A 14,064-nucleotide genomic window follows, 5' to 3' on the forward strand; every position below is an offset into this window, starting at 1 on the left:
AGGAGAACGCTTCGCGACGATGACACAAACTCTCCGGCTTCGGGTTTGTTGAAGTGCTCGCGTCTCGATCGGCGACGATCGTGTCGGGATCCCACCACGAAACCAGCCACTTCCTTCAAACCGGCAAGTCCAAATCCGGAACGAATCGGCTATGGTGTCCCGTGTCGATGCAGCGAAACCGCGCATCTACTTTGACGACACAACCAGCCTGAGCCACCCTTCGTCCACGTCTGACCACTGATGGAAACCCAACCAAGCGAACCGATTGCATCCACCTCACCGTCTTTTGATCTGATTGTCCCCTGTGCGTTTGGATTGGAAGCCATCGTCAAACGGGAACTCAAAGGACTGGGCATCGACGCCAGCATCAGTGATTCCGGGCGGGTCTCTTTCCAAGGCTCGCACGAATCCATTTGCCGAGCCAATTTGTGGCTCCGCACCGCCGACCGGATTTTGATCCGTGTCGCTGAGTTCCCCGCCGGTGATTTCGATGCGTTGTTCGACACGACTCGCGATATTCCCTGGGGAAACTTGCTTCCCGCGGACGCTGCCTTTCCCGTCACCGGACGTTCGATCAAATCGACGTTGACCAGCGTTCCGGCATGCCAACGCAGCGTTAAGAAAGCCATCGTCGAAGCGATGATGCGTGATCACAGAACCAGCGAACTGCCTGAAACAGGACCGCTCTACAAAGTCGACGTGGCGATCGTGAAGGACGTCGCGACGCTGACCATCGACACGACGGGCCGCAGCCTTCACCGCCGCGGATACCGAACGCACATCTCCGCGGCTCCTTTGAAAGAAACGTTGGCCTCGGCGATGGTTTTGCTGAGCTACTGGCGAAACGGTCGTCCATTGATCGACCCGTTTTGCGGCAGCGGCACGATCCCGATCGAAGCCGCCCGGATTGGTCGCAACATGGCCCCAGGGCTGGAACGCGAATTTGCTTGCCAGGCTTGGCCTGATTTCTCAGCCGAACTTTGGTCGGACGCACGTGCCACCGCAGCCAGCCAAAGTCTTCCGCCGTTGGAAGAGAAAATTTTGGCCAGCGACATCGACGGTCGCGTCCTGACCGCCGCTCGAGACAACGCGATTCGCGCCGGCGTTCAAGACGACATTCACTTCCAAGCCATGCCGGTTCACGAGATCAGCAGCAAGAAAACGTTTGGCTGTGTAATCGCCAACCCGCCTTATGGCCAACGGATTGGTTCAGGTCAATCTTCACGCTTCGATGCCGAAGATCAAAACGGCGATGGCCCTGAGGATTGGGAACTCGACGAACTGTACGAGTCGTTGCCCGCCATCTTCGAGCGATTGCCGACTTGGTCGCGTTACATTTTGACCGCCTACTCCAACTTGGAGCATGCGATGGGTCGTGCCGCAGACCGTCGCAGGAAGCTTTACAATGGCCGCATCGAATGCACCTACTATCAATACCACGGTCCAAAACCCAGCCCGGCAGATAAACCCAACAAGACATCGTCGCCAGCAGAAACAGAAGCAAGCGAACAAACAACGCCAGCACCACCCGCGCCGGAACCACCCAAACCAAAGCCCAAGTCACCTTGGCCTCAGTCACCACCCAAGTCTTGAACGCCACTGCACGCATGATTCCCCACGGTGGTGAGCTCACAGGACCTGCCATACCGCAACTCGAAGAGTGAGAGACGTGATGTTCAGACGAACAAATCGATCGATACGAATCTGCGTGGAACACCGATTTGCAAAAGTGTTTTGCTTTGCCAAACCGATCTTGGCAACCACCGTTTGGATCGCCTCGGTGGTGTGCACTCCCGGCCTGGCGATGGCAGCCGACACGGACCAAGTGTTCCGCGCCGGTGCGTTCGCGATCGACATCACTCCTGAGAAATTCCCGGTCAGCTCCTCGGGCAGCATGACTCACCGAGTGGCGAAACAAGCCCACGATCCGCTGCATGCTCGTTGCTTGGTGCTCGACAACGGCCAAACGAGCATCGCGTTGGTCACGTGCGACAGTTGCATGATTCCGAGAGAGATCTACGACGCGGCCAAGCAACTGGCGTCTGAATCGACCGGCATCGCGACCGATCACATTCTTTGCTCAGCAACACACACTCACACTGCGGTCTCGGTCGGACACACGTTCCAAAGTTTGGTGGAAGAGGACTACATCCCATTTTTGGTGGAGCGAATCGCGGAAGGGATCATCCAAGCCCATTCGCAATTGGAACCAGCACGAATCGGATGGGCGGTGGGCAACAATCCCAACCAAGTTTTCAATCGCAGATGGTTTCTGCGTCCCGGCGTCGCAATTGACGACCCGTTCGATTCAGGAACGGATCGAGTGCGGATGAACCCGAGCGCAAACAGTCGCTCTCTGCTTCAACCTGCCGGACCGGTCGACCCGGAGGTTCCCGTCGTTGCCGTCCAAGCCCTCGATGGTCGGCCGATTGCGATGTGGGCAAACTACTCGCTGCACTACGTCGGTGGTGTTCCTCCCGAATCGCTCTCCGCGGATTACTTCGGCGAGTTCGCTCGCCAGTTCACAAAAATGATCCTGGCCACTCAGAGCAAGCCACCTTTTGTCGCGGCAATGACCAACGGTACGAGCGGTGATATCAACAACGTTAATTTTTTCGAAGGCCGAACCCGCCAACCCCCGTTCGAGCAAATTCGATTGGTGGCCAACGACGTGGCGGCTTCCGCGGCGGTTGCCTACCAACGCGTCCAATTTGAAAACTGGGTGCCATTGGAGATGCGTGAGACCGAGATCGAACTTGGCGTTCGCCGTCCAGATACTGAAGAAGTTGCAAGAGCCAAGCAACTGCTCGCTGACGCCGGTGATGGCCCCAAGAATGATCGCCGCTTGATTTACGCGGGTGAAACATTGGATCTGGCCAAGTACCCGCCGACCGTGAAGGTGAAGCTGCAAGCGATTCGGATCGGAGGACTCGCCATCGTCAGCAGTCCCTGCGAAACGTTTGTGGAAACCGGACTGGCGATTAAGAAATCCAGCCCCTTCAAACCCACGTTCACGATTGAACTCGCCAACGGCTACAACGGTTACCTGCCCACGCCCGAGCAACATGCACTGGGCGGCTACGAAACCTGGCGGGCCAAATCGAGTTACCTTTCGGTCGATGCCGAACCGAAAATCCGAGAAACACTTCTCCAACTGCTGAATGAACTGAACACGTCACGACCAGAATCGACCGTCGCAAAATGAGCTCAAGAACCGGGTTGCCAAAGATCCCGCTGATCTGGGCGGTGATTGCTTGGGCCGGTGTCGCTCTGTCGTTGAACGCGTTGCCATTGGCTAAGTCCAGCGTCCACTGGATGATGCATCCCGAAACCGCAGATTCGCTGCAGTGGTGGGCATCTCAGGCCAACGCAGTCTTGTACTGCGTCACAGCAATTTTCTTTGCCTATGGTCCACCGGTCCGAGCAACAGTGGCCAGAACCATCGCACGACTATTCACGATCCTTTTTGTCATCGTCGTGTTTCCATTTGTCGCGAGTTCCATGCAACGATTTTGGCACGTCCGACCCGATTCATGGGATCTGCTGCTCTGGCGACTGGACGATGATTGGAACCAAGGACGTGTCTTTGAATTCTTGGGCGAATCCATCGCGTGGCTGATCGCAATCGGTTCTTTGTGGCTGATCTCGGGATGGCGAAATGTTGCTCTGAAATCAAGAACCACTGACGAAGACATCGCCCCCGAAAAGAACGCACGCCCCGTCACGATTCAACGTTTGATGGCGCTGACCGCGATGGCGGCCGGCTTCGCGGCCATCCTGCGTTGGTTGCAATGGTCCGCATCATCTCAGGACTTGGTTCGCATGGCTTCCGCCGTCGCGATCGCGTTGTCCATTGCCAGCGTCGGCGCATTCACAATGCGTCCAGGTCAGCGAAATCATTTCTGGGAATGGGCTCTCGGCGCGACGCTGATACTGCTGACTTGGGGAGTATGGTTCGCCTATCGATTCTTTGCCGATTGGTATATTGGCGCGAGGTTTCCAATCGCATCCGATCTCTCTGATCGAATGCAGAGCATTATTCTTTCGCGATACCTGAAGACTGCCAATCTGAGAACCATTTCCTTCATTTGCCACGCATTGATCGCATGGGTTCTTTTCGCGGTGCTGGGTTATCGCTTGCAACGAACGCTACCCGATCACCCCAGTGTCGGCTCTAGCGAACCGACACCACGCTGATCCTCACGCCGCGTGCCGCGTTGGTCTTTGCGGCAAACACGATCACTCAACGGTCGCATTACGCACTCAGGAAGCTTCACCCAACAGTTCTTTGATCTTCGCATGCAGTGCGTCGGCATTGGCTTGGCCGCTACCGACTTTGATCATCTGCACATTGCCTTCGCGATCGACCAACACAGCGTGAGGAATCCCGGTCACGCCATAGTTGGATTGCAACTCGGTATCTTTGGGCGTGACGATGGTTGGATGCTTCATGTCCTTGGATTGCAAGAACTTCGCAATTGCCTCGCGTTCCTCTTCGGGCGTTGGATCATCCGATCCATTCACGGCCTTCCCGCTTTCTTCGTCCCACGTGTAGCCGTAGTAGCGAGTGATGCCCACCACTTCAAAACCTTGCTCACCAAACTCTTCCCGAAATTCACGTAGATGGGGGAAGGTCGCAATGCAGGGTCCACACCAAATCGCCCAGAAATCGTAGAGAACGACTTTGCCTTCCAAGTCTTCCACGCTGATGCCATCGGCGTTTGCCCATCCGTCGATGTCCAAAGGCGGAGCTGGCTGACCGATCATTTCCAATTGCTTTCGAGTCGACTCGATGCGGCTTTCCAGGGACTTGATTCGGCGAAGAGTCAACTCGACGCCCCGGTTCTCTTCGAAAGGCGTCAACTTCGCAACCGCAGCTTCCATCCGCTCGATCGCCTCATCAGGATTGACTCTCGCCAGACCGCTGATCACTGAGTATTCATTGCTTGCGTACTGCGCCATCAAGACCGTCGATTCAGGATAGGCTTCCAACGCTTCCTCAAAAGCGGATGCGACACGGTCTTGCCCATCGTCATCCTTGAACAGACGAGCTTGAGTGGTAAGCAGATTGATCAACTCCACATAAGTCTTCTCGGACCGATCCTCGGTCGCGTTGATGTCTTCCAACTTCGCAACCTGCTTTGCCAGCATTTCTCTCGCGGCGTCTTCGTTGTCACGAGCAAGCATCGATGCACGAACTTGGATCAGTCGAGAGAGTGGCGTTTGAGTTTCAATCGGATGCTCGGCTTCCAATGCCCGCACCTTGTCGATGGCATTGTCGGCCCACTCGGCAGCCAACTCAGGCTGCGTGGCATGAAGACCATACACACTGACTTGTCGAATCAGACTGGCGAGCCGCTGCGCGTCTGTGGGCGAATCCGTCCGAGCCAATTCAAATTCAACCGCAGCACCAAATTGTTCCATCGCCTTGTCGTATTGACGGGCACGAACGAACCCGATTGCGATCGTTTGATGCAGTGCCTTGAACTCCTCCGCGACTGCATCGGATTCCATCGCCGTTTGAAGAACCTCAGCTGCCTTCGCTGGCTTTCCTTCTTTCAGCAACTGAAGAATTTCGTCGGGCACGGCCAGAACTTCGGGCTCCACTTCCGCGACGTCTTCGGCAGGCGTGTCCGGAGCGTCGGTCGCTTCCTGCCCGTACGTCGCTGCGGGGAGAACAAACACGGGGCTCAACGGTGCTGACAGCAAACCGATGACGAGGAACATACGCAAACGCATCTGAGTTTTCCTTGATGGATGATCGGATCAAATCTTCCCGCCTTTTGCTGATCCTAACCCATCCCGGATGCGAACGCGTGCATGCAACTGACACGTAAAAGACTATCCGCCCACAACAGATGTCGATGGCGGATTCCGATCCGCTAGCCAGTTTTTCGTGAGCGGGTGGAAGGGCATTACCTACTGAACGGGCTGGTCGATGAAGCCGTTCGGTGTGAGCGACGTTGTGCCGAATCCGTTGTTCCACTTTGCCGCCATGACCTTGTCGGGAAGCTCAAAGTCTTGGAACAGGGAATAGTCTTCCCGCTCACATTTTTGAACTTCCGCTTGCAACGACTCGCCTTCGCGAACGGACAAGAAACCGGGAATTCCGCCCCGCCCTGTGCCCCACAACCTTTGCTGACCCAGCTTCACTGAGATGGACTGGATCCACGGTGTCGCCGAGATAGTCTGCGTTTCAATGCCGACGCCGGAACGGCCAAATCGAGCGTAGCGTGATTCACTGTAAGTTCGCGTTTCCCTTTTCCCACGGTGGGCCGATGCTTCGATCACAATCTCCGCACTGGGATCTTGTTGCCATCCGGCGGCAGCGATCGCTCGCTCGATTCCAGTGCGAATTCGCGGATCACTGACCGCTGAATCAATCCTTACCCGCACGCCGGGACGCAAAACATACAATTCCTCTTCCGTGATGGTTGAGATCCGCTGAACAGCAGTTGAATTGACCGCATCGGTGACCCCGATGATCAATTCAATTCCGTCGACTCCCTGATGCTGACCAACCGCCAAAATTTTGTCATCGATGACGTGCCGCGTCACTGGTTCCAGATCTTGGTAGCCTTCCGTCCAGATCAGCCAACCTCGTTCCAAGTCGAACAATTGGGTTCCCGTCGACAGCCACCGCTGATCGATGACCGAAGGATCCGTGCTGCCGGTTGCGTAGCGAGATCGATACCCGCCCGTGATCTTTTGCGACTCTCCCGTTTGTAAATTCAACAGCAATTCACTGAAACTACCTCTCGCAGCAAGATGGTTTCCGTCTTGAGTGAAGCGGGCAGTGGAGTGCCTTTTCACATCGGCTGCCGGTTTGCCCGATTCCGTTTCGATGACGACTGCATGTGAAAACTGGTTGGTAACAAAGTGACGTCGATCGGGGCTGAAATGCATTTCCGATTCCTTCGACGGAATCACATACTCCGCCGTTTTAGTGTCCATGTTCCACATCGTGAGTGTGCCGCCATAGCCGATTAGAATTCGATCCTGACCGACAAACGAAGCGTTCATTTGGTCTTGGTAAGAATAAAAACGGACCTTGGGAACCGACCATTTCCATTCCGGCTTCGCGGTATCGGATCCCGGCTCCAATCGATACGTGCAAAAACGACTGGCCGATCCGCGGACATCCAATCCTTCAGCGGTGAGCAGTCGCCGTTGTGCGGCGGAGTAGCCGATGATGACTTCGCCTTCGAAGAAATTGGGCCCCGGCAACCGATCCTGCGAGACGAGGTTGACCCATTCCAGTGAAACCGGATGGCTGGCGTCTATCGTCTCCGGCGTAATCCCCACAGCTAGCCAGCCATCGGATCCATCCACCAAAATCGCGGCATCGATCTTGCCGCTCGTTTCCAACGGAACGCGGAAGTGACCGTTGCTCAAACTCGGTCGAGAATACGATGTCAGGCTGCTCGCTAGACTGCTGTCGGGCGCCGGTGCGTCGGTCCCATATCCAATCCATGACGGCAGATCTTCGAAGTCCACACCGGAGACGTCAAACTCCACCTCGTCAGGACGCCGTGCAACGATCGCCCGCAGAGCCAATTGCTCTTCGATCTCAGCGGCCAACTTAGATCGTTCCAATCGGATTCGCTTGTCGCCTTGAAGCAGCAAGTAGACATGCGTTGCATCGTGCGTCAGGTAACGCGCTTTGACTTTGTGCTTGCCCGATATATCGGTCCAGTCCGCCCATGGTCCTTCATTATTGGGATAACGCATGTCCTCATACTTGGCGTCCGCTTCGTATTTGTCTTTGGCACTGCCGTACTCATATTCCACCTTTGCTCCATCGGGTAACAAAGCTTTGACAGTTGCGGGGTACCAAGTCCTGTATTTCTTCAGCTCGATTTGATCCCCAACGCGTACCAATGCGGAATCAACAAACTCCTTTTCAGCTTTCGCAATCTTGCCGAGTTGCTGTTGGAGGTTGGAGGCCAATTTGTCGATTGGCACTTCCACCGTCGATCCGTCTTCTTTCAGCAGTTTGACTTTCGTGGGAGTTCGCTCGAGCAACCGCGCAGGGATCAGAAACTTCCCCGAAGCATCCTTCCATATCATCCAGTTCCCCTCATTGTTGGGAAACCGCATGTCCGCCAATTTGAAAACGCCTTCCCGTTCCCGAATGAACTTGTATCGAACGCGAGCTTGCCCTTTTTGATATTCCAGCACTTCCCCCGGAAGCCACTTTCCTAGGTGCTTCACCTCGATCTGATCGCCAGGACGGACGGGATCGATTGCCAACGCGGTTGCCGGGAACATCAACAAAAGCATCAACGGCCATCGCATCCGACGGAAAATTTCTAGATGAAACATAAGATCGATCCAGGGGGATGGAGATCGCGGCGAGAGTCAAATCACGGTTCGTATCGCGGTGCGTTTGGAACGTTCAACGACTAGTCCGCGGGCGTTTGATTTAGTCGCATACCGAATGACAACAATTAGTCGACGGGCGTTAGCACCGGTTGGCGTCTGATCAACCGCCGCGAACGCGGTACGGCTCGTTCAATCAACAGTCCGTTGACGTCGAGCGGAAGACGTCTGAACAGGAAAGACACGTGCGTCTGAGTGCATCTATTTTGACGGATGGCACCGGCAGAAAAAAGCATAGACCATGAACGGAACCACTGCTGAACCGAAACTCAGCGAGATCGGAACAGATTGCTGGTCGACACCTCGGTCACCATCGTCCGCAGCCCGCCGCCGTCCGCTTGGACGCGCACCAAGATGTCGTCGATCTCAAATTGATCAGCACGCTCCATGTGCCGGCCAGTCGAGTAGGCCAGCAGCTTTTCGATCAGACTCCGAGTGAATTGCTCGCGACGGCTTTCCAGTAGCTTCTGTTTGAAATCGCCGAAGTTCGTGAACTCTTCGCCGGACGGAAACTTGCCAGTCGCATCCACCTTGGCCGCTTTGCCTTGGCCCTTGGCCTTAGGATATTTGTCTCGCCAACGCCCGATTGGGTCAAACGTTTCCAGTGCATACCCGAGCGGGTCAATGCTGCGATGGCACACGGCACAGGTTTTGTCTTGGCTGTGTTTTGACAACCGTTCCCGAATCGTCGTCGATCCACTGACATTGGCATCAATGCTCGGCACCTCATCCGGTGGTGGAGGCGGCGGAGTTCCGAGAATGTTCTCGAGCACCCAAACACCGCGAGTCACAGGCGACGTGTCGACACCATTCGCACTGACGGTCAACACACCGGCCATGCCCAACACACCACCGCGTTGGCGGTTCTCGTCCAGGCTGACACGTTGAAATCCATCGGCCAAACGCATCGTGTCCTTCTCAGGCAACCTGTAGAGCTTCGCCAGCTTCTTATCCACGAACGAATAGTCCGCGTCCAGCAGATCCGTCACCGGCCCGTTCTCATCCAACAAATGCCGAAAGAACAAACGCGTCTCCTGCTTCATCGACTCAGGAAGATTCTCGGCATAGTAATCGGGTACCGCCTTACGCGGCGGTGGCAGATTCCCAATGTCACGAAGGTTCAACCAACTATCGAGAAAGCCGTTCACGAATTCGTTGGAGCGATCTGATTGAAGCATTCGCTCGATTTGCTCCGTCAAAACGTCTGACTCGGTCAGTCTGCCTGATTTGGCTTCCTCAAAGAGCTCTTCGTCCGGCGGTGCAGCCCACAACGCATAAGAAAGACGCGACGCCAAGTCGAACGGCCGCAGCAAGGTCTCGTCTTCCGGCGTGATCTCGCTGAGGTAGAGAAACGACGGCGAGCACAGAATCATCTTCAACGTATCGAGTGCAGCTTGTCGCGGGGTCGCGTCTTCCGACAACCTTTTGTTGTAGATCGACTCGATCCGATCGCGGTCCGCTTGTTCGAGCGTGCGGCGATAGGCACGTTGGCCAAACGCGAACAATTGGTCCAAAGCGTGGTCTTCCTGGAACCCGTCGTTTCCAAAAACGGCACGCTCCTCTTCGCTGCCGTTGGGCTCCTCCACCGGACCACGCACCTTGATCTCACCGATGCGAATGTGCGGCAATTTCCCTTCGCGAAGAAGCGATGTTCGGCTGACACCGACTTTGGGATTCTTGAACTCGTCCTTGTACCGGCGATTGGTTTCGATCACCGAAGCCCGTGACTCATACGGGCCGTTCGGAAAAATGAATCGAGGTGTCTGCCCCGCTTCGAGCCAAACGCGAAACGACAACCATTCAGGCTGCTCGTCAGGAACGATGGCAGTTGCCAGAATCGGCTCGATCGCCTGCGGGTAATGAATGTGCCCCTTCGTGGCATCGCCGGGAACCACCGCGATTTGAAACGGTTCCGAGAAATCGATGCGGAAAATCTTGGGATCGTAGTGTGTGTCCCGATGCATCGCTTGGGCGTTCACCTCGATGTCGTAAAGCCCCGACACGGGGACACCTTCGAGGAAGTCTTCGATGTGTCCGTAGCCGCCTTGTCGTGTGTCGGTGTTGGGTTGCTCGTACAAACACAAGTATTCAAAATTGAAAACAGTTCGGTGTGCCCCCGACAATTCTTCGTACTGTTGAAAGTTGTCGGTGAAGTGCCACGACTTGGGTTCCGTTGAAGGTTTGCCAAGTCGCGTTTCCACCAATCGCGAGGCAGCTTGGAAATATTGGTCCAGCAAAAATCCCGAAGTGACCAACGATTCGCCAATCGTGTCGATGTGGTGACTCGTCTTTTCCTTCGGAAAGTCAGCGGTCAGTCCCAACGTGTCGACACGACGGCCAAACAGCGCCGCCAAAGTCACCTCGTATTCACGGTTGGAAAGTCGACGCATCACGGTACGGCCAGTGGAGCCTTCGAATTGACCGCGAGCTTCGGCAACGCTGCTTCGCAACTCTTGAAGCAAAGCCAAACGTTCCTCGTCGGTTGGTTGTTCGGAATCCTCCGGTGGCATCGTCTTCAGCGTTACCTGATCGATGATCTCATCCGTCGCGATCAGTTGCTGCTCGGACGAGATTGGAAGCTTGCACGACTCGAATTCTCGCTCGCCCTCCGCCGATGCGTTGTCGTGACATTCCAGGCAATACTTCCCTAGAAAGTCCGCGACCTCCGATGAAGCGTCATCGTCTGTCGTCGAGTCAGTTTCCTCCGCGAAGGATTCAGGCAAGTGCAACAGACACAGCACGACCAAGACCGCGAAACGCAATTTTGACAAAAACGATCGACTCGGAAGTATCTGGCCCACGGTTATGAGAAGCTCCCGGTGCTGGTGCCAAACGACTCCGTTTGAACGCCCATTTTTTGAGCGATGTCGACATACAAGTTGCAAAGCGGAATTTTGTTACGGTTGCCGGAACCCACTTTCTTGAATTCACCGCGACCGTAGCCGCCACCTGCCAGCACGATTGGCAAGTCTGAATTCGTGTGCGAACTGCCGTTGCCCATTCCGCTGCCGAACAGCACCGCGGTTGAATCCAGCAATGACTGCTCACCATCCTGAATTGCCGCCAGTCGCGTCAGGAACTTTCCAAATTGCTCCAATTGGTAAGTTTCCAGCGTAAGCAGATGTGCGATCGTTTCCTCGTCGTTGCCGTGATGCGAAAGGCTGTGATAGGACTTGTCGATTCCCAGATTCTGAGGCAAGAAACTGCCCCCAATTTCCAACGTCGCGATTCGAGTCGAGTCCGTTTGCAGAGCCAACGCAATCAGCTCATACAACATCGGCAGGTCGTCGACCGTGTTCGTGTTCGCGGGCTTCTCGAACGGGGCTTCCGGTTTTGGTTGATCCGCCCACCGACGGCGAACTTCGAGTTGCTTTTCCACTTCGCGAATCGAGCTGAAATACTCATCCAGCTTGGATCGATCTTCTTGATTGACTCGTTTCGAAAGCGAACCTGCTTCTTCGGTGATCGAATCCAGGATCGATGCCTGCAACGCATTCTCGTTGATCATTTGAGAACGCCGTTGCTCCGACTCCGTCATGAACAACCGGTCGAACAATTCGGCTGGCCCCGTGATCGGAGGCACGCGGACACCCGACTTGGTCCACGACATTTGGCAACCGCCGTGGATGCCTCCTTCCGATCCAACCGTCAACGATGCAAACCGAGTTTGCTTGCCAATTTCATCCGCGAGAAATTGGTCGATCGTCACGTTGCCATCGCGCCGGTTCTTCGATTCATGATGCAGCACACCTGATAGAAACGTGTGCACGGCGAAGTGCCCACCACGAATTCCATGATCCAAACCACGATAGACGTTGATGTGTTCGCGGTTCTCAGCCAACGGTTTCAGCAGCGTTGTTTCTTCAAATTCGCGACCGGGCGTTTCCGGGAAAAAGTGCTTTTGTTGGAAGCCGAGCAAGTTGCCAACCGCAACGAATCGACGAGCCCCCGTCCCCGCACCGCGAGTCGACTGGACCGGTGAGTTGTGATCAACCGTGTCGGCCATCAAAGACGGCAAACCAGGCAACGCGAGCGACCCAGCGAGAGAACGAAGAACAAAGCGACGACGACCGGGATTCTTTGGTTTGGACATGCTCATATTCTACTCGTTACGGAAAGGCGATCTGTTTCGGTAGGGCGATCTGGTCAACCAGGAACGGATCTGGCTACTTGCGAACGGGGCGTGTGAACTGGTCGCGGATGGTTCCGTCTAACAGCAGACAAGTCCCATGCAATGCTTCCTTGGTGAATTTCAAGACAAACACGTGATGGCCCTGGTCAGCCATGCCGGGTGACTCCAAAAACCATCGGTCGGTCTTGGGAGTTCGCTGCGGCACACCTAAACCACCCTCACCGATGTAGACCACACCGGTTTCATCCGATTTGCCATCACGGATCGGCACGGTGCGTTTGATGTTGTGACCGTCTGCTTCGCAGACCAAGTCCACGTTGTATTTTTCAAACAGCGGAACCCAGCTCACCAAACCAGCCCCAGGTGTTTTGACCGCTGGATAAACCGGCCGATGGTACTGAGTGAGCAACCAACGATTGGAATCGCGAGACGCTTTGAGTTCCGCCTTCAACCATCGAGCTTGATCGCCAGCCGTGCTGGTTTCTGAATTCAAAGTCGTGAAGCGGACCTGAGGACTGAGATTGAGTCCGTAGTAATTCAAATCACCTTCAGGAAAACCAAACACTTCGTTGAACGGTTTGCCTTTGTCGTGATTGCCTCGAGCGGGAATGATTGGCAACAAACGGCCATCCGAAGCGGTCGTCAACTCGTGGTCGGATAGCCACATCGACCAAAGCTCCATCTTCTTTCCGGTGACGATGTAATCTCCACCGTGGGCGAGTGCCAGTATGTCATCAGACAAATCGTCGTTGTCGTAGGAAGACTCGACCAACGCCGCGATCATCTTGTTGATCCGTCGACGTGCATCTTGATCCGACCGAGAATCGCCCCCGTGCAAAATGCTGAAGTCGCGGTCAGTCCCCGGTGCGGTCACAAAGTAGAAGACCGGTGACTCATTCGCGTCACTGACCATTTGCACCTCATAAGCCGTTCCGGGCTGCAGATCGGTCAAACGAGCATGATGATAGTACGACTCGAACTCGCCGCCGGTGTAGCGTCCGGACTCAGCCAACTGTTCGGCCAAAGTCTCGCCACTGCCTTTGATTCGAAAACGAACCGAGTGCGAAATTCCCGCTTCCTTGGTGCTCCAAGAAATGGTGGCCTTGGTCGCCGGGTCCGCGGTCCAAATGACTCGCCACTGGGCCGGCTGGGTTCCTGTCAACGGAGCGTCAGCTCGTGCGGTGGCGCTGCCCAACATCAGACAGCAAAGAATCCCGAGAATCAGCGAGCGCGTACGTTTCCTGGATCTCATCAGCGAGTCAATTCGATGGTGGGTGGGGTGCGTCAGATGCCATGTGGGATGGCAAACGCGGTGGGAGTTGGGGTGGGGTGGTGGGAGTCGAGGCTATTTTCGCTTCGCCGTCCAGTGGATCAAGATAACAAGTGGAACACCACCGTTTGCGATCCGGATCAGCGTCTCGGGCCAAGCCTCCAACCCGAGAGCGGTCATTCTACTCGCTGCGGTCACCAAACCCCAAACGACCATGTAAAACGCCGCGAATCGGGAGCGGAAAACCAGCAAAACCAAGGCGACAAGGATATCAGCAATT

Annotated in this window: 8 protein-coding genes and 1 pseudogene; 3 read left to right on the forward strand and 6 right to left on the reverse strand. The window is 55.3% G+C overall.

The window, feature by feature from the left end:
• Positions 1–240 precede the first annotated feature (240 nt).
• The 3 genes from RE6C_RS01460 (at position 241) to RE6C_RS01470 (ending at position 4,197) form a co-directional block, all read left to right on the forward strand.
• Positions 241–1,593, forward strand: a complete 1,353-nt coding sequence (locus RE6C_RS01460; RefSeq protein WP_008653183.1) for a THUMP domain-containing class I SAM-dependent RNA methyltransferase — start codon at positions 241–243, stop codon at positions 1,591–1,593.
• Positions 1,594–1,708: 115 nt separating this feature from the next.
• Positions 1,709–3,205, forward strand: a complete 1,497-nt coding sequence (locus tag RE6C_RS01465; RefSeq protein ID WP_008653184.1) for a putative secreted protein — start codon at positions 1,709–1,711, stop codon at positions 3,203–3,205.
• The gene (locus RE6C_RS01470; protein ID WP_008653185.1) at positions 3,202–4,197 is read left to right on the forward strand and encodes a hypothetical protein; all 996 of its coding nucleotides are present in this window, start codon (positions 3,202–3,204) and stop codon (positions 4,195–4,197) included. Before RE6C_RS01465 ends, RE6C_RS01470 begins: the two co-directional genes overlap by 4 nt.
• Positions 4,198–4,263: 66 nt before the next feature.
• Here RE6C_RS01470 and RE6C_RS01475 read toward each other — a convergent pair whose 3' ends face one another.
• The 6 genes and pseudogenes from RE6C_RS01475 to RE6C_RS32685 all read right to left on the reverse strand — a co-directional run.
• Positions 4,264–5,739 (reverse strand): TlpA disulfide reductase family protein, encoded by a 1,476-nt coding sequence (locus RE6C_RS01475; RefSeq protein WP_008653186.1) that lies wholly within the window; start codon positions 5,737–5,739, stop codon positions 4,264–4,266.
• Between the two features lie 180 nt (positions 5,740–5,919).
• A complete protein-coding gene (locus tag RE6C_RS01480; RefSeq protein WP_008653187.1) occupies positions 5,920–8,325 on the reverse strand; it encodes an SHD1 domain-containing protein in 2,406 nt (801 codons plus the stop codon).
• Between the two features lie 326 nt (positions 8,326–8,651).
• Entirely contained in the window at positions 8,652–11,183 is a 2,532-nt protein-coding gene (locus RE6C_RS01485; RefSeq protein WP_008653188.1) for a DUF1592 domain-containing protein, read from the reverse strand.
• A 2-nt stretch (positions 11,184–11,185) separates the two neighbouring features.
• Positions 11,186–12,481 (reverse strand): DUF1552 domain-containing protein, encoded by a 1,296-nt coding sequence (locus RE6C_RS01490; RefSeq protein ID WP_008653189.1) that lies wholly within the window; start codon positions 12,479–12,481, stop codon positions 11,186–11,188.
• A gap of 67 nt (positions 12,482–12,548) precedes the next feature.
• Positions 12,549–13,712, reverse strand: a complete 1,164-nt coding sequence (locus RE6C_RS01495) for a purple acid phosphatase family protein (RefSeq protein ID WP_008653190.1) — start codon at positions 13,710–13,712, stop codon at positions 12,549–12,551.
• A 147-nt stretch (positions 13,713–13,859) separates the two neighbouring features.
• Positions 13,860–14,064: pseudogene (locus tag RE6C_RS32685) on the reverse strand (hypothetical protein); the annotation flags it as partial.

The organism is Rhodopirellula europaea 6C (assembly GCF_000338295.1).
Classification (GTDB): Bacteria; Planctomycetota; Planctomycetia; order Pirellulales; family Pirellulaceae; genus Rhodopirellula; species Rhodopirellula europaea.